General features: G+C 72.6%; 20 protein-coding genes and 1 pseudogene. 8 read left to right on the top strand and 13 right to left on the bottom strand.

The annotated features are described in order from the left end of the window. Nucleotides 1–56: 56 nt before the first annotated feature. Together ACFYOH_RS26230 and ACFYOH_RS26225 are read right to left on the bottom strand one after the other, a co-directional pair. Nucleotides 57–758, bottom strand: coding sequence for a response regulator (locus tag ACFYOH_RS26230; protein WP_388629939.1), 702 nt, complete (start codon nt 756–758; stop codon nt 57–59). A gap of 79 nt (nt 759–837) precedes the next feature. Then, nucleotides 838–1506 (bottom strand): CBS domain-containing protein, encoded by a 669-nt coding sequence (locus ACFYOH_RS26225; protein ID WP_388630176.1) that lies wholly within the window; start codon nt 1504–1506, stop codon nt 838–840. 249 nt (nt 1507–1755) lie between these two features. On the opposite strand from ACFYOH_RS26225, the gene ACFYOH_RS26220 reads away from it, so the two are divergent. Next, complete coding sequence (locus ACFYOH_RS26220; protein ID WP_388629937.1) at nt 1756–2661, top strand: universal stress protein; 906 nt, start codon at nt 1756–1758, stop codon at nt 2659–2661. Nucleotides 2662–2685: 24 nt separating this feature from the next. Beyond that, a complete protein-coding gene (locus ACFYOH_RS26215; RefSeq protein ID WP_388630173.1) occupies nt 2686–3537 on the top strand; it encodes a universal stress protein in 852 nt (283 codons plus the stop codon). Between the two features lie 114 nt (nt 3538–3651). On the opposite strand, the gene ACFYOH_RS26210 is transcribed toward ACFYOH_RS26215, so the two are convergent. Both ACFYOH_RS26210 and ACFYOH_RS26205 read right to left on the bottom strand, forming a co-directional pair. Continuing rightward, nucleotides 3652–4224 (bottom strand): hypothetical protein, encoded by a 573-nt coding sequence (locus tag ACFYOH_RS26210; protein ID WP_388629935.1) that lies wholly within the window; start codon nt 4222–4224, stop codon nt 3652–3654. 8 nt (nt 4225–4232) lie between these two features. Further along, the gene (locus ACFYOH_RS26205; protein WP_388629932.1) at nt 4233–4622 is read right to left on the bottom strand and encodes an STAS domain-containing protein; all 390 of its coding nucleotides are present in this window, start codon (nt 4620–4622) and stop codon (nt 4233–4235) included. 252 nt (nt 4623–4874) lie between these two features. Between ACFYOH_RS26205 and ACFYOH_RS26200 the strand changes: the two genes are divergently transcribed. The 3 genes from ACFYOH_RS26200 to ACFYOH_RS26190 all read left to right on the top strand — a co-directional run bounded on the left by ACFYOH_RS26200 (nt 4875) and on the right by ACFYOH_RS26190 (nt 8660). Continuing rightward, complete coding sequence (locus ACFYOH_RS26200) at nt 4875–5945, top strand: zinc-dependent alcohol dehydrogenase family protein (RefSeq protein ID WP_388629930.1); 1071 nt, start codon at nt 4875–4877, stop codon at nt 5943–5945. A 147-nt stretch (nt 5946–6092) separates the two neighbouring features. Continuing rightward, nucleotides 6093–7811 carry a GAF domain-containing protein gene (locus tag ACFYOH_RS26195; RefSeq protein WP_388629928.1) on the top strand — a complete coding sequence of 573 codons (1719 nt, stop codon included), beginning with the start codon at nt 6093–6095 and terminating at the stop codon, nt 7809–7811. A gap of 147 nt (nt 7812–7958) precedes the next feature. Continuing rightward, a complete protein-coding gene (locus ACFYOH_RS26190) occupies nt 7959–8660 on the top strand; it encodes a CBS domain-containing protein (RefSeq protein WP_388629925.1) in 702 nt (233 codons plus the stop codon). Nucleotides 8661–8703: 43 nt separating this feature from the next. On the opposite strand, the gene ACFYOH_RS26185 is transcribed toward ACFYOH_RS26190, so the two are convergent. The 7 genes and pseudogenes from ACFYOH_RS26185 to ACFYOH_RS26155 all read right to left on the bottom strand — a co-directional run. After that, a complete protein-coding gene (locus tag ACFYOH_RS26185) occupies nt 8704–9357 on the bottom strand; it encodes a CBS domain-containing protein (protein WP_388629923.1) in 654 nt (217 codons plus the stop codon). Between the two features lie 24 nt (nt 9358–9381). Next, nucleotides 9382–9837: a cyclic nucleotide-binding domain-containing protein gene (locus ACFYOH_RS26180; RefSeq protein WP_388629921.1), complete on the bottom strand. Its 456-nt coding sequence runs from the start codon at nt 9835–9837 to the stop codon at nt 9382–9384. A gap of 133 nt (nt 9838–9970) precedes the next feature. Continuing rightward, nucleotides 9971–10483: a DUF2231 domain-containing protein gene (locus ACFYOH_RS26175; RefSeq protein ID WP_388629918.1), complete on the bottom strand. Its 513-nt coding sequence runs from the start codon at nt 10481–10483 to the stop codon at nt 9971–9973. A 94-nt stretch (nt 10484–10577) separates the two neighbouring features. Next, on the bottom strand, nt 10578–11894 hold the full coding sequence (mshA, locus tag ACFYOH_RS26170) for a D-inositol-3-phosphate glycosyltransferase (protein WP_388629916.1): 1317 nt from the start codon (nt 11892–11894) through the stop codon (nt 10578–10580). Between the two features lie 22 nt (nt 11895–11916). Then, on the bottom strand, nt 11917–13299 hold the full coding sequence (locus ACFYOH_RS26165; protein WP_388629913.1) for an L-serine ammonia-lyase: 1383 nt from the start codon (nt 13297–13299) through the stop codon (nt 11917–11919). Nucleotides 13300–13390: 91 nt separating this feature from the next. Beyond that, nucleotides 13391–14572, bottom strand: a complete 1182-nt coding sequence (locus ACFYOH_RS26160) for an NAD(P)/FAD-dependent oxidoreductase (protein ID WP_388629910.1) — start codon at nt 14570–14572, stop codon at nt 13391–13393. A 205-nt stretch (nt 14573–14777) separates the two neighbouring features. Next, nucleotides 14778–14954: pseudogene (locus tag ACFYOH_RS26155) on the bottom strand (SRPBCC family protein); the annotation flags it as partial. On the opposite strand from ACFYOH_RS26155, the gene ACFYOH_RS26150 reads away from it, so the two are divergent. The 3 genes from ACFYOH_RS26150 to ACFYOH_RS26140 all read left to right on the top strand — a co-directional run bounded on the left by ACFYOH_RS26150 (nt 14955) and on the right by ACFYOH_RS26140 (nt 17282). After that, entirely contained in the window at nt 14955–15359 is a 405-nt protein-coding gene (locus ACFYOH_RS26150) for an IclR family transcriptional regulator C-terminal domain-containing protein (RefSeq protein WP_388629908.1), read from the top strand. A 128-nt stretch (nt 15360–15487) separates the two neighbouring features. Next, nucleotides 15488–16360, top strand: coding sequence for a formyltetrahydrofolate deformylase (purU, locus tag ACFYOH_RS26145; RefSeq protein WP_388629905.1), 873 nt, complete (start codon nt 15488–15490; stop codon nt 16358–16360). Nucleotides 16361–16484: 124 nt separating this feature from the next. Beyond that, a complete protein-coding gene (locus ACFYOH_RS26140) occupies nt 16485–17282 on the top strand; it encodes an IclR family transcriptional regulator (RefSeq protein WP_388629903.1) in 798 nt (265 codons plus the stop codon). 31 nt (nt 17283–17313) lie between these two features. Here the strand turns inward: ACFYOH_RS26140 and folP are convergent, their stop codons facing one another. Together folP and ACFYOH_RS26130 are read right to left on the bottom strand one after the other, a co-directional pair. Further along, nucleotides 17314–18153, bottom strand: coding sequence for a dihydropteroate synthase (gene folP / locus ACFYOH_RS26135; RefSeq protein WP_388629900.1), 840 nt, complete (start codon nt 18151–18153; stop codon nt 17314–17316). Between the two features lie 154 nt (nt 18154–18307). Beyond that, on the bottom strand, nt 18308–18685 hold the full coding sequence (locus ACFYOH_RS26130) for a bifunctional 3-phenylpropionate/cinnamic acid dioxygenase ferredoxin subunit (protein WP_388629897.1): 378 nt from the start codon (nt 18683–18685) through the stop codon (nt 18308–18310). Between the last annotated feature and the right edge of the window lie 257 nt (nt 18686–18942).

Here is an 18942-nt window from a genome sequence, read left to right as displayed (position 1 = left end):
GTGCGTCGCGCTCCGCGGGCAGCCGGGCCGGCCCGCGCGTCTCAGCGGTGCGCCTCTCAGTGGTGCGGGCGTTCCCCGTTGCCCTGGGGCTCCAGGTGGGAGGCGAGGACAGCCGCCTGGACCCGGCGCTGGACTCCCAGCTTCGCCAGCATCCGCGAAATGTGGTTCTTGACGGTCTTCTCCGACAGGTACAGCCGCTTGCCGATCTCCCGGTTGGTGAGACCTTCGCCGATCAGGGCGAGGATGTCCCGTTCGCGGGGGGACAGGCTCGCCAGCTCGGACGGCGGCGCCGGGGTCTGCGCCGGGTCGGTGCGCAGGGAGCGCATCAGGCGGGCCGTGGTCGCCGGGTCGAGCATCGACTGTCCCGAGGCGACGGTACGCACGGCGGAGACCAGGTCCGAGCCCTTGATCTGTTTCAGCACATAGCCGGAGGCTCCGGCCATGATGGCGTCCAGCAGGGCGTCCTCGTCGTCGAATGAAGTCAGCATCAGACAGGCCAGCTCCGGCATCCGGCTGCGCAGCTCCCGGCAGACGGAGATGCCGTCGCCGTCCGGGAGCCGCACGTCGAGCACGGCGACATGCGGGTGGAGCGCGGGCCCGCGAGCGAGTGCGTGCGCGGCGGTGTCCGCGTCACCGACCACGGAGATGTCCGGTTCGGCGTCGAGCAGGTCGGCCAGGCCGCGTCGTACGACCTCATGGTCGTCCAGCAGGAACACCCGGATCGGGTTCTGCTCCGTGAAGGTGCGTGTCTCGGTCATGGCGACCTCTTGTTCCCCGGGTAGGACGGGCCGCGGGCTGCCCACGTGGCCGATCGTCCGTCCGGCGGTGCCGTACGGGCTAGGGCCGATCGGTCCCTCCCTGGTCGTCGCGCGCGAGGTCGAACTGCACGTCCACCACGCCTTCCACGGCCCGCACCAGGCGTGCGGCCACCGGGACCAGGGCGGTGTCGCGGATCCGGCCCGTCAGCGTGACGACTCCGTCGTGCACGTCCACCTGGATCGCCGAGGCCGGCGGCGGGAGGAGGTACGCGACGGTCTCGCGCCGGACCTCCTCGGCGATGGCGTCGTCGTCGCGCAGGAAGACCTTGAGCAGGTCGGCGCGGCTGACGATGCCCGCCAGCAGTCCGGCCTCGTCCACCACCGGCAGCCTCTTGACCCCCTCGCGCGCCATGGTGCGCGCGGCTTCGGCGAGGGTGGCGTTCGCGCGGACCGTGACGGCGGGCGACGACATGAGGTCCGCTGCGGTGAGGGCGCCTGCCTTCGCCATGTCGACCGGCCGGCGAAGCCGGAGGTAGCCGGTCTCCGGGTTGTCCCGCAGTTCCTCGGTGGGCAGCAGGTCGGCCTCGGAGACCACGCCGACCACCCGGCCCTCGCCCTCGATCACGGGCAGGGCGCTGACCTGCCAGTCCTGCATCAGCCGGACGATCTCCTTGAAGGGGGCGTGCCGCCCCACGGCGGCGACCGTGAGGGTCATGACATCGCTGACGATGTGCGGGGTGCCGTACATGGTGACCTCCGTGAGCCGTGCCGGCCGGTCCGTTCTCAGCATGTGCCGGTGCCCGGGACCCGGCCAGGGGCCACCCGTCCCCCAGGCGGGCCGTTCGGCTCCGCGGAAGTACTCAGGCAGGAAGTACACAGGGAGGTGTGCCGGTCCTCGGGGCCGGTCGGCCCCCTGCGGGGACGTGCGGCCTCTCACCCCGCCGGCGTGGCGGCGTCACGCTGGAAACCGGATCCTCGTCCCAGGAGGTGTTATGCGATGCCGGGAACGGTCACGGTAGGTCTCGACGGGTCGCCCGAGAGCAGGGCCGCTGCCGAATGGGCGGCGCGCGAAGCAGCGCTGCGCGGTCTGCCGCTGAAGATCGTCCATGTCTGGGAGCCGGCGCCCGAACCCGTGGCCCCGGCCCCGCTGCTCGGCGGCGAGACCCAGCAGCAGTGGACCGAGGAGGTTTCCCGTGAGGCCGCCGAGGGGCTGCGGCTGCGCCATCCGGGTGTCGAGGTGATCACCGACCGGTTCACCGCGAATCCGGCCCATGCCCTCACCGAGGCGGCGGATGCCGCCGAGCTGATGGTACTGGGCTCGCGTGGCCTCGGCGGGCTCGCCGGTTTCATGGTCGGCTCGGTCAGCCTGGCCGTTCTCGCCCACGCCGAACGTCCTGTGGTGCTGGTCCGGGCCGGAGAACAGGCCGCCGACGAACACAAGCCGGACCCCGTGGGCGTACCGTCCGCCGCGACCCCCTTCCGGCCCGTCGTCCTCGGCCTCGACATCGCCACCCCCGACGAGAGGCTGCTCGGGTTCGCCTTCGACGCCGCCGCCCGCCGAGGCGCGTCCCTCCGGGTCGTGCACGGCTGGAGCGAGCCGCCCACCTCCTTCTACCGCTTCTACGGTGACGCCGAGCTCTACGACGAGCTCGCCCGGGGGCAGGCCAAGGCCCTGACCGAGGTGCTGCGGTCCTGGCGGCAGAAGTTCACGGACGTGGAAGTGATCGAGGCGAGCCGGTGCGGCGGCGCGGCGCAGGTTCTCGTCGACGCGTCCCGCGAGGCCTGCCTGGTCGTCGTGGGCCGGCGCGTCCGCACCAGCCCGCTGGGCGCCCATATCGGCCATGTCGCGCATGCCGTGCTGCATCACGTCGTGGCGCCGGTCGCCGTGGTTCCGCACGACTGATCCTCCGAGAGAGCGGTGAGCACGTTGGACCTTCCGATCGTCGTGGGCGTCGACGGTTCCGAGCCGAGCCTGCGGGCCGTCGACTGGGCGGCCGACGAGGCCGCCCTGCGCGGGGCCCCGCTCCGGCTGGTGTACGCCTCCCTGTGGGACCGCTACGAAGGCGCCCTGCTCGCGCAGGAACTCGACAAGCCGCTGGAGGAGGTGATGGCCCGGGATGTCGTCGGTGCCGCGGAGGAGCGCGCCCGACGCCGCGGGCCGCAGTTGAAGATCGCCACCGATGTGCTGCCCGAGGAGCCGGAGCACGGACTCGTACGGGAGAGCGACACCGCCCTCGCCATGATGGTGGGGTGTCGTGGCCGCAGCGGCATGGCCGAGGCGCTGCTGGGTTCCGTCAGCCTCGCGGTCGCCGCGCACGCGCGGTGCCCGGTGATCGTCCTGCGCGGCAGCCCCGACGATCGGGCTCGCGCCGGCATCCGGGGACGGATCGCGCTCGGGGTGGGCGAGAGGGCGACCGGCTCGGCCGCCGTCCGGTTCGCCGTCGAGGAGGCGTCCCTGCGCGGGGTCTCCCTGGAAGCCGTGCGGGCCTGGCGGCGCCCCGCGCACGCGAACACCGGCCCGGCGCACCTCACGGAGCAGCAGGCCGTCGAGTCGCTGAAGGAGGCCCTTCGCCACGCTCCCGCCGAGCTGCAGGTGGACCGCCGCACCGTCGAAGGCCATGCCCGCGACGCCCTGATCGCCGTCTCCCGTGAGGCCGACCTGCTCGTCGTCGGCGCCCGGCGCAGACACGGCCACTTCGGCCTCCAGCTCGGCCGCGTCGCCCACGGGGTGCTCCACCACGCGGCCTGCCCGGTGGCCGTCGTCCCGGAACCCGCCTGAGATTCCTGGGCCGTACACCGCCGCCGGTCCCGCTTTCGGCCGGTCACCGCCGCGATGGCGCAGGCGGGCCCGCAGCAGCCGTCCGACGTCCTCGCTTCCGGCCGTCGGTCCGGCTCACCCCGTCCTGTGCCCCCAGCGGGGCTCCACCAGATTCCACTCCCGGTCCCAGCGGGCCATGCGCCGCCGGTCGAGCCACGCCCGTCCGAGCGCTCCGGCCCCGTACACCGGGGCGGCGACGGCCAGGGCGGCCGCCGTGCCGAAGAGAGCGGCCTCGATCGCGCCCTCGGTGGGGTTCGCCGGCCTGGAGGGGGTGAGGCCGCCCTGGTCGTCCTCCCAGACCACCACTCCGGCACCGGCCTTCAGACCGCTGTCGACCAGCGTGTCACCGGTACGGGGAGTGCCGTCCGGGGCGGTCCAGCGCACCGGCGCCCGGACCAGGCCGCCCGCCGGCCAGGCGGCCGTGGCGCCGTACGGTGCGTCGGCGAGCAGCACGGCGCGAACGGGATGCCGGTGGGCGCGCTGTGCCGCGAACACATCCCCGGCAGCACGCGCCGTCACCACCCCGGCGACAGCCCCGCCGACCACGACCACGATCCAGACGGCCAGGACGAGCCAGGCCTCCACGACGTCCTCGCGTCGCCGCAGCGGACTGCTCCGCCAACGCCACAGCCCGGACTTCGCGTTCATCTCGCCGCTCAGCCCTGGGGCCCCGGCAGCGGCTGAGGGGGTCGTGTGTGCACCTCGAAGACGTCCCCCAGCCCGGTGACCCGCAGGATCCGGCGGAGGCTCGCGCTCTCGGTGATCAGCCGCAGTCGGCCCTGCCGGGCCAGCATCCGGTTGCGTGCGCGGCACAGAACCCCGAGTCCGGCGCAGTCGATGAACGTGACCGGTCGCAGGTCGAGCACCAGGTCGAGCTCGGGGCCGGTGGTGAGCGCGTCGAGCCGCAGCGAGAGCGCGGGGGCGGTCAGCGCATCGATCACGCCGTGCAGGGACACGACGGTTGCTCCGCCGGCCACGCGATGGGCCACGTGCACTTCATGTGCGGTGTGCTGCCCAGCGACGTGAGCCGTGTCGTTCTCGGACATGACACGAGCGAACCGGGCGGGCCGCACGGGGCGGTAGGGCCATCCGGCCCTGACTGCGGTCCGTACGGGACACTGCCGGGCCTCGTGGCGGCAGCGGACCGGTGGGCACCGTCCGACCGCGCGGCGAGGGCCGGACGGCCCAAGCGGCACCGCTCCCCCACCCGCGAAGCTGAAGGTGCGGGCGGCCGTTCCGCCGTCGTGCCGGAACCACGATCCCGCGGCGGACGGACGAAGAGGCGACGAGGAGCTGTCATGAAGGGCTTCGTGTTCCACGGTCCGGGGCAGGCGTCCTGGCAGGACGTCCCGGACCCCGCCATCAAGGAACCCACCGACGCCATCGTGCAGGTCGGCGCCGTGACCATCTGCGGGACGGACCTGCACATCCTCAAGGGCGACCTCCCCGAGGTCCGCTCCGGCACGGTGCTCGGGCACGAGGCGGTCGGCGAGATCGTCGAGGTCGGCAGCGACGTGCGCACGGTACGGCCGGGGGACCGGGTGCTGGTGTCCTGCATCACCTCGTGCGGCCGGTGCCGGTTCTGCCGGGACGGCTCCTACGGCCAGTGCCGGGGCGGCGGGGGATGGATCCTCGGCCATCTGGTCGACGGCACCCAGGCCGAGTACGTCCGCGTGCCCTGCGCCGACCTGTCCGTGCATGCGCTGCCCGCCACCGTGCCCAGCGAGGACGCCGTCCTGCTCGCGGACATCTTCCCGACCTCCTACGAGGTCGGTGTCCTCAACGGGCACGTGCGCCCGGGCGACACCGTCGCCATCGTCGGTGCCGGGCCCATCGGACTCGCGGCCGTCGCCACGGCGCGCCTGTTCTCCCCGGAACGGATCATCTCGGTCGACATGGCTCCGGCCCGGCTGGAGGCCGCCCGGCGGCTCGGTGCCGACGCCGTCGCCGACGCCCGCGAGGAACCCGGCCCACTGGTCGCCGATCTGACCGACGGGCTCGGCGCGGACGTGGTCATGGAGGCGGTGGGCGTCCCGGAGAGCTTCGAGCTGTGCACCCGCATGGTCCGTCCCGGCGGGCACGTGGCCAACATCGGGGTGCACGGCAGGCCCGCGACGCTGCACCTCGAAGACCTCTGGATCAAGAACGTGACCATCACGACCGGCCTGGTGGACACCTACTCCACACCCACTCTGCTGCGCATGGCCGCCGCGGGCCGGCTGCCGACCGGGCAACTGGTGACCCACACCTTCCCGCTGGACCACATGGAGGAGGCCTACGACGTCTTCGCCCAGGCTGCCGAGACCGGTGCGCTCAAGATCGTGCTCGGCGGGGAGCAGCACGCGGAAGTGGCCGTTCCGGCGGCATGACGGAGAAGGGACGTGACGGTCGCGTGCCGGCCCGTCCACGCGCGGCGATCGGTTGCCGGATCGCGCCTTCACCCCGGCCGAGAGGGGATACCGTGTGGAGAAACCCATCGGTTCATCGCCAGGTGCCGACGGGAACTGGAGGACCTGGTGGACGGTTCGGAGGAACCCCGCGTCAGACTGCCGCAGCTGAAGCTCGACGAGCTGCTCGAGGAGCTGCAGGCCCGGATCAACGCGGCGCGTGGCACGCAGAACCGGGTGCACAGTCTGCTGGAGGCCGTCCTCTCCGTCGGCCGGGAACTGGACGTGGAGCAGGTCCTGTACTCCATCGTGGAGGCGTCCGCGGCGCTCGTGGACGCCGAGTATGCCGCCCTCGGCGTCATCGGACCCGACGGCACCACGTTGTCCGCCTTCCACACGGTGGGCGTCACCGAGGAACAGATCGCCGCGATCGGCCCCTTTCCGGAGGGCCACGGCATCCTGGGCGAGCTGATCCGGCACCCGCATTCGCTGCGGATCCCGGAGATCTCCCGGCACCACGCCTCGTACGGCTTTCCGCCGGGCCATCCGCCGATGAAGAGCTTCCTCGGTGTCCCGATCCGGGTCCGCGACCAGGTCTTCGGAAACCTGTACCTGACCGAGAAGCGCGGCGGCGTGGAGTTCGACGAGGAGGACGAGTCGGTGCTGTCCACGCTGGCCGTGGCCGCCGGGGTGGCCATCGACAACGCGCGCCTGTACGAGGACGCCCGGCTGCGCGAGCGATGGCAGCGGGCGAACGCGGAGATCGGCCACAGCCTGATGTCCGGCACCGACCGGGCCGAGTCGCTGGGGCTGATCGCCGAGCGTGCCCGGGAGATCTCGGGCTCGGCCCTCGCGGCGGTCGCCATGCCCATGGAGGGCACGAAGTCGCTCACCGTGGAGATCGCCGTCGGAGTGGACGCGGAGGCGCACCGGGGACTGGTGCTGCCCATGGACGCGAGCCTCATGGGGCTGGCGTACACCGCGACCGCCCCGGTCACCAGCAGCGACGTCATCCACGACGCCCGGATCACCCCCGAACCGCCGCGCTTCGAGGGGCTCGGTCCCGCCGTGGCCGTCCCGATCGGCACGGGTGAGCGCGGGGTACGTGGCGTGGTCCTGGTGGCCCGCGAAGCCGGCCGGCCGGTCTTCCTGCAGAAGGAGACCGAGTTGCTGCAGGGGTTCGCCGCCCAGGCCGCGATCGCGATGGAACTGGCCGACCGCAGGCAGGACGCCCAGCAGATCGCGTTGCTGGAGGACCGCGACCGCATCGCCCGGGACCTGCACGACCTCGCCATCCAGCGGCTGTTCGCCACCGGGATGACCCTGCAGAGCGCGGGCCGTTTCATCGAACACCCCGAGGCCTCCGAACGGGTGCTGCGGGCCGTGGACGACCTCGACGAGACCATCAAGATCATCAGGTCCACGATCTTCGGGCTGCGGGCCCGCACGGGCACCGCCGGCAGCGGGCTGCGGGCGAGGGTCGTCCGCGCGGCCGGCGAGGCCGCCCCCGTCCTGGGCTTCGCCCCCAGTGTGCGCATGGAAGGCCTGGTCGACACCGATGTGCCGCCCGAGATCGCCGACCATGTCGTGGCCGTGCTGACCGAGGCCCTCACCAACATCGCCCGGCACGCCCACGCCGACCGGGCCCAGGTGGCGCTGGCGACCGACGGCCGCGAGGTGCGTCTGAGGGTCTCGGACAACGGCGTGGGCATCCCCTCCGGCGGCCGGCGCAGTGGGCTGCTGAACATGGCCGAACGGGCGGAGAACCTCGGCGGACGGCTCGACGTGACCAGCCCCGAGGAAGGCGGCACCGCACTCGACTGGCACGTCCCGCTGCCCGCCGATTAGGCCGCGACCATCCTCGGTTCCCTCGCCGCGGAGCGCGCAGGGCCGACGGGGCCTGGGATCGGGACCACTCGGCCCATGCCGCGAACGGATCCGCCGCCGCAGTCTGAAGGTGTCCGCGACGGCACCCACGCCTCTGGAGGACGCGCCATGAACGGCACTCCGGCCCTCGTGACCGACGTGATGACGCACCGGGTCGTCGCCCTGCGTGCGGGGGCGACCTTCAAGGACATCGTGAAGGTCATGCGGGAGTGGCAGGTCAGCGCACTGCCGGTGCTGGACGACGCCGGTCGTGTCGTCGGCGTCGTCTCCGAGGGCGATCTGCTGGCCAAGGAGGAGTACCGGGGCGGTGACATCGGCCGGTACGGGGAGGTGCGGTACCCCGCCGAGGTCCGTAAGGCGGACGCCGTGACCGCGGGCGAGCTGATGACCGCCCCGGCCGTCACCGTGGCCGCCGACGCGACACTCGCCCACGCCGCACGCCTCATGGCGCGCACCAGGGTCAAGCGGCTGCCGGTCGTCGGCCGCGACGGCACTCTGCGTGGCATCGTCAGCCGCTCCGACCTGCTGAAGGTGTTTCTGCGGGACGACGAGGAGATCGCCGAGGAGGTCGGGCGCGAGGTCGTCGTACGCCTCTTCGGCCCGCGCGCCGCCACCGTCCGGGTGGAGGTGCGTGACGGTGTCGTCACGCTGGCCGGGCGGGTCCGTGAAACAGCACTGGTGCCGGTCGCGGCGCGGCTCGCACGGGCGGTGGCGGGCGTGGTGGACGTGCACTGCGCACTGGCCGGACCGCCGCGCCGTCCGAACCTCGACCCCGACCTCCCCGAGGCCGACAGGGTGCGCACGCCCTGACGGACGGCGCCGGCCGCGTCACACGCGGCACGCGGACGGCCGCTCAGTCGGCGCCGGCCGCGGTGAGCCTGCAGTCCACGCCCACGACTCCCTCCACGCCGCGCGCCAGACGCGCGGCGAGCGGAATCCGCGCGCCGTCCTGCACCCGTCCGGTCAGGGTCACGACGCCTTCGGTGACCATGACGTGGACCGGCTCGACCGGGGCGGGGAAGAGCGGGTCGACGACATCGCGCCGGATCTCGTCGGCCAGGTCGTTGTCCGGCCGCAGGAACACCTTCAGCAGGTCCCCTCTGCTGACCACGCCTTCCAGCACGCCCTCCGCGTTCACGACGGGCAGCCGCTTGACGTGCCGCAGCGCCATGATGCGTGCGGCCTCGGCCAGCGTGGCGTCGGCGTGCACGGTGACGGCCGGGGTGCTCATCACCTCGTCCGCGCACACGGCCCCCGCCTTGGCGAGGTCCGACAGCCGGCGCAGCTGTGTGAACCGGTCCGGATCGCTGTTCCGGAACTCCTCCTTGAGCAGCAGATCCGCCTCGGACACCACGCCGACCACCCGGCCGTCGCCCTCCAGCACCGGCAGGGCACTGACCTGCCACTGCTCCATGCGCTCGACGATCTCCTTGAACGGAGCCCTGCGGCCCACGGCGACGACGGCTCGCGTCATCACGTCGCTCACCCGGTGCGCGCTGCTGTCCATGGCGCTCTCCTCACAGGACCGGGGTCACGTCGGATCACCGCTGCCATAGGGGGCGTAGAGGTCGAGCAGCCGGACCCGGGAGGCATGCAGCCGTTGGGCGACCACCCGCCCCACCCAGACGGCGACCGCCCGGCCGAACTCGGGCTCCGCGGCGCAGACCGCCCGCACGGTTCCGGCGTCGAACTCCCAGGCGCGCACCGGGCTCAGGGCCTCGGCGCCCAGGTGCCACAGGTACGGCCGGAAGTGCCAGGACCAGCCGACCAGTTCGCCCGGTCCGAGGGTCTCGACGAGGGCGGGTCGGCGGCCCGGTACATGCAGGTCGAGGGCGACGGTGCCGGTGCGCACGATCCAGAACCGGTCGGCGCGCCGGCCCTCCTCGAACAGGCGGGACCCGGCCTCGAAGGAGACCTCGTGCGGCAGGCGCATCAGCCGTTCGCGGTAGACGGGTTCCAGAGCCGCGCTCATGGTGGTGGTGGTCATCGCACCGGCTCCCTTCGTGGCCTCTGCTCCCAGCGTGGTCGCGTCCGGCCGAGGCCGCCACGGGCCACTCGGGCCGGGCCTGGGGCCCTTCGGCCCCGAGCCGGACGTCTGCGCCGCGCGGGTGCGCGCTGGATCAGTCGCCGGACTTCGACCCCGACGCCGTCTTCGAGTAGGCGTCGTGCCAGGCGGCCTTCGCTCCGGAGTCGCCGATCCGGTAGACGTCCACGACCGCTCCCACCGCGACGGCCAGCGAGAGCACGCCGACGACGATCCGTACCGGCAGGGCGGACCAGCGCGTGCCGCTGCCCCGTCCGGGCTCCGCGGAAGCACGCCGCCCCGCCCACCACACGGCCGCCGCCAGCACGAACAGGCCCAGGGCCCACGGCAGCAGTCCGTCGCCCAGCTCGGTGTGCCGGCGTACCAGGGCGTCGTCGTCCACGTGCCGTTCCAGCCACTCGCCGGCCTGCGTGGTCAACGGCACGCTGACCAGGGCCACGAAGGCGAGCACCGGGAGCAGGACGCCCAGCCGCCGGGCGGCGCGCGGCCAGAGCGCGGCCGTGACGAGGGCCAGCGCGGTGAGGGGTATCAGCACGACGACCACGTGCACGAAGAGGACATGGGCGGGCAGACCGTTGATCAGAGTCATCGAGGGGCTCCTGAGGGGGGTACGGGCGCGCGCCAGGCTGCCACAGCCACCTCTCAGCCAGCTCTCAGTCACCTGAGCCACTGAGTCGCTCGAGTCACCTGTGGAGGCGGTGCGCGTGCAGTGCCGCCGCGTACACCTCTGCCGTCGTCGCCGCGGCCGTGTCCCAGCCGAAGCGACGGGCATGCCGGGCCGCGCCCGCGCCCATCCGGGCGGAGAGTGCCGGGTCGTCGGCGAAGGCGCACAGCGCCCGTGCGTAGTCCACCGGATCGTGCCCGCGTACGAGAACGCCGCTCACGCCGTTTCTCACCGCCACCGGAAGACCGCCCACCTCGGCGGCGATCACCGGTGTGCCGCAGGCCTGTGCCTCGATGGCGACGAGGCCGAAGGACTCGCTGTAGGACGGCATGACCAGAACGGAGGCCGCCCGGTACCAGTCGGCGAGCTGGTCCTGGCCGACCGGCGGGCGGAACAGGACGACGTCGCAGATGCCGAGCCCGGCCGCCGGCTTCTGCAGTCCTTCCGGCTTGGCCAGACCGCTGCCGCTCGGCCCGCCCACCACGGGGACCGTGATGCGCTCGCGGAGCCACGGCCGGTCGGCGAGCAGTCCGGCCACCGAGCGCAGCAGGATGTCGGGCGCCTTCAGCGGCTGGATACGGCCGGCGAAGAGCGGGATCAGGGCGTCCTGCGGGAGGCCGAGGCGGGCGCGGGCGGCGGCCCGGCCGGCCGCGATGCCGGACGTGTCGGGCCGGAACCGCTGCAGGTCGACCCCCGGGTTGACGACGGCGACCCGGTCGGTGTCGGCGTCGTAGTGGCGCAGGAGTTCCTCCGCCTCCCTCTCGGTGTTCGCTATCAACCGGTCGGCCGCCCGCACGACTTGTGTCTCGCCGGTCACTCGGTTCGCGGGCTCGGAGGTGTCTCCAGCGGCGAGGGAGGCGTTCTTGACCTTGGCCATGGTGTGCATGGCGTGCACCAGCGGGACGCCCCAGCGTTCGGCGGCCAGGCGGCCGACGTGACCGGAGAGCCAGTAGTGCGAGTGGAGCAGGTCGTAGTGACCGGGGCGGTGGTCGGCCCAGGCCTGCGTCACGCCGTGGGTGAAGGCGCAGAGCTGGGCGGGAAGGTCCTCCTTGGCCAGACCTTCGTAGGGTCCGGCGGTCACGTGCCGTACGAGGACTCCCGGTGCCAGTTCGACGCTGGGCGGGAGTGCGGCGGAGGTGGCCCGCGTGAAGATCTCCACCTCGATGCCGATGGCGGCGAGGCGCTTGGCGAGCTCCACGATGTAGACGTTCATTCCGCCGGCGTCGCCGGTGCCCGGCTGGTGCAGCGGTGAAGTGTGCACGCTGAGCATCGCGATGCGCCGGGGTCGGCTGTGCGCGCCGGACGACCGCGGCCTCGGCGGGCGCCTGCGCGGCACGCTTCCTCGCTCGGTGACCACCTCAGCACTCGATGACGTTGACGGCGAGTCCGCCGCGGGCGGTCTCCTTGTACTTGACCTTCATGTCGGCGCCGGTCTCCTTCATGGTCTTGATGACCTTGTCGAGGGAGACGTGGTGGCGGCCGTCGCCACGCAGGGCCATCCGGGCGGCGGTCACGGCCTTGACCGCGGCCATGCCGTTGCGCTCGATGCACGGGATCTGCACCAGGCCGCCGACCGGGTCGCAGGTCAGGCCGAGGTTGTGCTCCATGCCGATCTCGGCGGCGTTCTCCACTTGTTCCGGGCTGCCGCCGAGCACCTCGGCGAGGCCGCCCGCCGCCATCGAGCAGGCGGAGCCGACCTCGCCCTGGCAGCCGACCTCGGCGCCGGAGATCGAGGCGTTCTCCTTGAAGAGCATGCCGATCGCGCCCGCGGCGAGGAGGAAGCGGACGATGCCGTCCTCGTCGGCGCCGGGGACGAAGTTGATGTAGTAGTGCAGGACCGCCGGGATGATGCCGGCCGCACCGTTCGTCGGGGCGGTCACCACCCGGCCGCCGGCGGCGTTCTCCTCGTTCACCGCCATCGCGTAGAGCGTCACCCACTCCATCGCCCGGCTCGCCGGGTCTCCCTCGCTGCGCAGCGCCCGGGCCGCGGCCGCGGCCCGTCGGCGGACCTTCAGACCGCCGGGGAGGATGCCCTCGCGGGACAGGCCGCGGGAGACGCAGCCGGCCATGACCCGCCAGATCTCCAGCAGTCCCGCGCGGATCTCGTCCTCGGTGCGCCAGGCCTTCTCGTTCTCCAGCATCAGCGCGGAGATGGACAGGCCGGTCTCGCGGGCGAGTCGCAGCAGTTCGTCGCCGGTGCGGAACGGGTGGGCCAAGTCGGTGTCGTCGGGCTTGATCCGGTCGGCCCCTACGGCGTCCTCGTCGACCACGAAGCCGCCGCCGACCGAGTAGTACGTCTTCTCCAGCAGCGGGAGACCGTCGGCGTCGTACGCGAAGAGGGTCATTCCGTTGGCGTGGTACGGCAGCGCGCGCCGGCGGTGCAGGATCAGCTGGGTCGAGGCGTCGAAGTCGATCTCGTGGGCGGTGCCGATCTCGGCACCGAGGAGGCGGATGCGCCCGGTGCCGCGGATCCGCTCCACGTCCAGCTCGGCCTGGATGACGTCGACCGTGTGCGGTTCGTTGCCCTCCAGGCCGAGCAGGACGGCCTTGGGGGTGCCGTGGCCGTGGCCGGTGGCACCGAGGGAGCCGAACAGCTCCGCTCGTACCGCGGCGGTCTGGGCCAGTACGCCGTCCTTCTTCAGCCGGGCGGCGAACATCGTGGCGGCGCGCATCGGGCCGACGGTGTGCGAGCTGGACGGGCCGATGCCGATGGAGAACAGGTCGAAGACGCTGATTGCCACGCCATACTCCGTGGGATGGGCGGAGCGTGCCGGGCATGTGCTGGCACGCCCCTGGGGCGGGGTCATGGGTTGGGAAGTCGGCCCACGGAACTCAAGAGGTGGCGGGCACGGCGGCGGGGGCGAGGGTGCGGCGGAGCCGGTTGAACAGTTTCGGCTGGTTCAGGGAGAGCACCGCGACCGGCGTGTCCTCGCGCCGGTAGACGGCGGTGAAGGAGCGGCTGTCCAGGGCGCCGTCGACGACCTGGGGCTCTGCGCCGGGAGCGACGTGTCCGGCGAGCTGGATGCGCACCTGGTACTGGTCGGACCAGAAGTACGGCGCGGTGACCGGGGCGGGGGCCGACACGCCGGAGAGCAGCGTGCGGGCGGCGGTCGTGGCCTGCTCCGTGGCGTTGCTCCAGTGCTCGATGCGGGCGTGCCGCCCGGTGAACGGGTTGGGGCAGCGGGCGACGTCTCCGACGGCGACCACGCCCGGGACGCCGGTGGCGCAGCCGGCGTCGCACACCACGCCGTCGTCGACCTGGACGCCGGAACCGGCGAGCCAGTCGGTGGCGGGCCGTACGCCCACCCCGACCACGACGACGTCGGCGGGCAGCACGCGCCCGTCCGTCAGCCGGACGCCGGTCACCCGGCCGTTGCCGGTGAGTCCCGCCACACCGGTTCCGCACAACAGGCCGACCCCGTGGTCGCTGTGGAGTGAGGAGCACACCAGCCCCATCTGGCGGCCCAGTTGGCGTTCCAGCGGCACGTTCAGCGCCTCGACGACGGTGACGTGGAGCCCGAGCTGGTGGGCGGTGGAGGCCACCTCGGCGCCGATGAAGCCGGCGCCGATGACGACGACGCGGGGCAGACCGTTCAGCAGCTCGGTGCGCAGGGCCTGGGCGTCGTCCAGGGTGCGCAGCGTGTGGACGCCGGCCAGTCCCTCCGTGCCGGGGAGCGTCCGGGGAGCGGCGCCGGTGGCGATGACGACGCCTTCGGTGCGCACATGCCGCCCTCCGGCCAGAGTGACGGTCCGGGCGGCGGGGTCGAGTCGCACGGCGCGCTCGCCGAGCAGCCACTGCACGTCGAGGTCCTCGTATTCGTCCGCGTCGCCGAGCGCGAGCGCGTCGGCGTCGAGGTCGCCCTTGAGGAAGTCCTTCGACAGCGGCGGGCGGTCGTAGGGGGCGTGCCGCTCCTCCCCGACGACGACGATCTCGCCGTCGTAGCCCTGTGCGCGCAGCGCGCGGACCGTGCTCAGGCCTGCCAGCGACGCGCCGACGACGGTGATGCTCCTCATGCGGGCTCCCCGAGGAAAGTGTAAGTGTCTCGAATGACACAACAACAATCGCTATACGCAACATGCTTTCTGCGCCTTCGGGCCACTGTCAAGGGGACGGGATGCACCAGTCGCCCATGGTGAAGAAAATTGCGCAATGCGCAACAGCGTGGCATGCCACAACGGGCGAGGGCCCGATGGACGGGCGGAACCCGGGTGGGCGGGGTCAGCGGGCGGGCCGGGCGAGCCTGTCCTGCAGCCAGGCGTGGAAGGCGCCGATGTGGTGCTCGCTGGGCACCAGGACGCCGCCCTTGGCATAGGCCCGCGAGCTCATGCCCGGCTGCGTTCGCTCACACGCGTCGAAGTCCTGCTGGTTGACGCGGTGGAACAGCTCCACCGAGCGATGCCTCTGGGTGACCAGTGTCAAGGGGTCGGCCCGGCCGACTTCGTCCGTGCGGGAGAGCGCGCGGCCGGCCGCCCCGAGGGGACGGCCGGCTGCAGGTCGGGCGGTTCGGCGCGCCTACGCCGCCAGGATCGCTCCAGGTCGCGGTCCCGGTCGGCCGTCGCAGGGCCGGGCGCTGCCGGGCACGGCGCTGGTCGCTGCACCTACAGCGCGGAGGAGCTCGAAAGGGGGCTGAACGCGGTGGCAGCGCCCGTCGTCGCGTTCGACGGGCAGCTGGTGGCCGTGCTCAGCGCGTCGAGGCCGTCCTTCCGGCTGAACGTGCGGCGACTGCGGGAGGTCGTCGCTCTGGTGCCGACCGCGGCCCAGGACATCTCCGGCCGGCTCGGCCACCTCGGCTGCCCCTGAGGCCGGTCGTTGCGCATGGCGCATCTTCATGCACCTTTGAGAACACGCCTCTTGACCGGTCGCCTTCCACACCGGACGATGTTGCGTATCACTCTCATCGTTGCGTAATGCGCACTACGGAGGATGCCATGTCCCCTCGCCCGCAGCCCGGCCGCGAGTTCGTCCTCACCCTCTCGTGCCCCGACCGGGCCGGCCTCGTCCACGCGGTGACCAGCTTTCTCGTGAGCCACTCAGGCAACATCCTGGAAAGCCAGCAGTTCGACGACCGCCTGCAGGACCGCTTCTTCATGCGGATGCACTTCGAGGTCTCGCATCCGGCCACGTCCCTGGAGCAACTGCGCACCGACTTCGGCCCGGTCGCCGAGGCGTACCGGATCACCTGGCAACTGCACGACGCCTCGACGCCGACCCGCACGCTGATCATGGTGTCGAAGTTCGGCCACTGCCTGAACGACCTGCTCTTCCGCCAGTCCACGGGCTCGCTCAACATCGAGATCCCGGCGATCGTCTCCAACCACCGCGACTTCGAGCCGCTGGCCCACAACTACGGCATCCCCTTCCACCACATCCCGGTGACCCGGGAGACCAAGGCCGAGGCCGAGGCCCGGCTGCTGGAGCTCGTCGGCGAACTCGGCATCGACCTGGTGGTGCTCGCCCGCTACATGCAGATCCTCTCCGACGACCTGTGCAAGCGGCTCGACGGCCGGGCCATCAACATCCACCACTCCTTCCTGCCGAGCTTCAAGGGCGCCCGGCCGTACGTGCAGGCGCACCAGCGCGGGGTCAAGCTCGTCGGAGCCACCGCGCACTACGTCACCCCCGACCTAGACGAGGGCCCGATCATCGAGCAGGACGTCGTCCGGGTGAACCACTCCCACACCCCGGACGAGCTGGTCACCATGGGCCGCGATGTCGAGGCCCGGGTCCTGTCGCGCGCCGTGCAGTGGCACAGCGAGAGCCGGGTGCTGACCAACGGCAACTGCACGGTCGTCTTCCGCTGACACCGCCGGTCGCACGACCCGCCGGACCCACCGACGACGACGGCTCCCCGGCCCGGGGAGCCGTCGTATACCCTCCCTCTGCGAACCACGGGACCCGGCGGCCGGCAATGCGTATAGTTGCGCTATGAGCAACTACACCGCAGATGGCGAAACGTCAGCTCCGGCGGTGAGCGGGGTGCAGTCCGTCGACCGCGCCGTCAGCGTCCTGGAGATCCTCGCCCAGCGCGGGGAGGCGGGGGTCAGCGAGGTCGCCGCCGAGATCGACGTCCACAAGTCGACCGCGTTCCGCCTGCTCGGGGCGCTGGAGGCGCGCGGTCTCGTGGAGCAGGCGGGCGAGCGCGGCAAGTACCGGCTCGGCTTCGGGATCGTGCGCCTGGCCGGCGCGGTCACGGGGCGCCTCGACATCACCCAGCAGGGCCGGGAGGTGTGCGAGCGGCTCAGCGAGGAGATCGGCGAGACCGTCAACATCGCCGTCCTGCAGGAGCACTACGCCGTCAACCTGTACCAGGTGCGCGGCCCGGGCGCCGTCGGCACCCACAACTGGGTCGGGCAGCTCACCCCGGTGCACGCCACGTCCAGCGGCAAGATCCTGCTCGCACACCTGTCGGCGAACCAGCGTGCCGAGGTACTCGCCGCCTCAGGGCTGCAGAAGCTCACCCCCCACACCCTGACCGCCAGGACGAAGCTGGAGAAGAACCTCACCGAGGCCCGGGAACGCGGGTACGCGGTGACGCTGGAGGAGCTGGAGGTCGGGCTGCACGCCATGGCGGCCCCGATCCGTTCCCACCACGGCGAGGTCGTCGCCGCCCTCAGCGCCTCCGGTCCCGCGTACCGCTTCACCGAGGAACGCATGCACGAGCTGGCACCGCTGCTGCTCAAGGGCGCGGAGGAGATCAGCCACCGGATGGGGTACGTGGGCTGAGTCGCAACGTCGACGCGCCGAGGAACCGCCCTCACGCGCCCAGGCGTTGCAAGGGCGGCGGCGCAGCGGCCGGCGCCTCGGCGCCCCAGCGGGCCGTCACCCGCACCGCGTCGAGGGTGGCGCCCACGTCGTGCACACGCAGGCACCAGACGCCCTGCGCGGCGGCGAGCACGGACACCGCGGTGGTCGCGGCGTCCCGCAACGGCGCCGGGCGCGGCCGTCCCGTCGCCGGATCGGCCAGCACCTGCCCCAGGAACGACTTGCGGGAGGCGCCCACGAGCACGGGACGGCCCAGCGCGCGGACCTCCCCCAGCCGGGCCAGTAGCGCCCAGTTGTGCCCGGGCTCCTTGGCAAAGCCCAGCCCCGGATCGACGATCAGGCGGCCGGGCGGGACTCCCGCCTCCAGCGCGGCGTCGATCCTCAGGCGCAGCTCGTCGACCACGTCGGTGACGACGTCGTCGTAGCGTGCGTTCGCCTGCATGCCGGCGGAGTGGCCGCGCCAGTGCATCAGCACGTACGGCGTGTTCGCCCGGGCCATCAGCGGCAGCATCGCCGGGTCGGCGAGTCCGCCCGAGACGTCGTTGACCATCCGCGCACCGGCGTCGAGGGCGTGTGCGGCGACCTCGGCCCGCATGGTGTCGACGCTGACGGCCGCGCCCGTCGCCGCGAGTTCCCGGACGACGGGCAGGACGCGCCGCAGCTCCTCCTCGACCGGTGGGCGAGCCGCGCCGGGGCGGGTCGACTCGCCGCCCACGTCCACGATGTCGGCTCCCTGGTCCAGCAGGGCGAGTCCGTGCGCGAGGGCAGCCTCCGGGGCGAACGAGCGCCCGCCGTCCGAGAACGAGTCCGGCGTGACGTTCACGACGCCCATGACCAGCGTACGGCCGGGCCGTGGCAACCCGTACGGATGGACGTCCGGGCTGCCAGGACGGGTTGAGATGGCACAGGCCCCGGCGGCGGTCACGGGGACCCCCTCCTGCGCGCCGCCGCCCCGGCGAGCGCGGCGCCGTGGACCGCCACGTTGCTCACGCACCGCCTCCGCTGAGCGCGACGCCTCCGAGCCGGGCGGCGACGCAGGAGGGCGGAAGGTTCGGCGGGGCGTCGGAGAGCTTGACGTAGATCATGCCGTCCTCGACGAGGACCTGGTGGGTGCGCACGGGGAGCCGGGCCGGCGGAGCGTCCACGCCGCCGGTGCGCAGGTCGAACTTCGAAGCGTGCAGCGGACATTCGACCTCGCACCCCTCCAGCCAGCCGTCTGCCAGCGAGGCGTCCTGGTGGGTGCAGGTGTCGTCGATCGCGTAGACCTCGCCGTCCTCGGTGTGGAACACGGCGACGGGCGGGTCGTTCTCGAACCGGAACGCCTCGCCTCGGGGCAGATCGGCGATGGGGCACACGGGAATCATCGGGACCACCTCGGTGCGTATTACAAAACTTAATGCGCTTAGCGCAACGTCAGTCTGGGGTCGGCCCCCATCGTTGTCAAGAAGTCGCCCGGACGTTCACGGGAGTTCGCCGTCAGGTCGCGACTGGAACGGCGGTGGCGGGGCCCCCCGCCCCGGCGGCCCCGCCCCCCCCGGGGAACTCTTGCGCCCCGCCCGGGCCCGCCCCCCGGTTAGCCCGGCCCCGCCCCCCCCCCCACCCCCCCGGCGCCCGCGGCCCC

It is taken from the genome of Streptomyces sp. NPDC007856, from assembly GCF_042868225.1.
In the GTDB taxonomy this organism is placed as follows: Bacteria; Actinomycetota; Actinomycetes; order Streptomycetales; family Streptomycetaceae; genus Streptomyces.
This window is presented reverse-complemented; position numbering and strand designations above follow the sequence as displayed.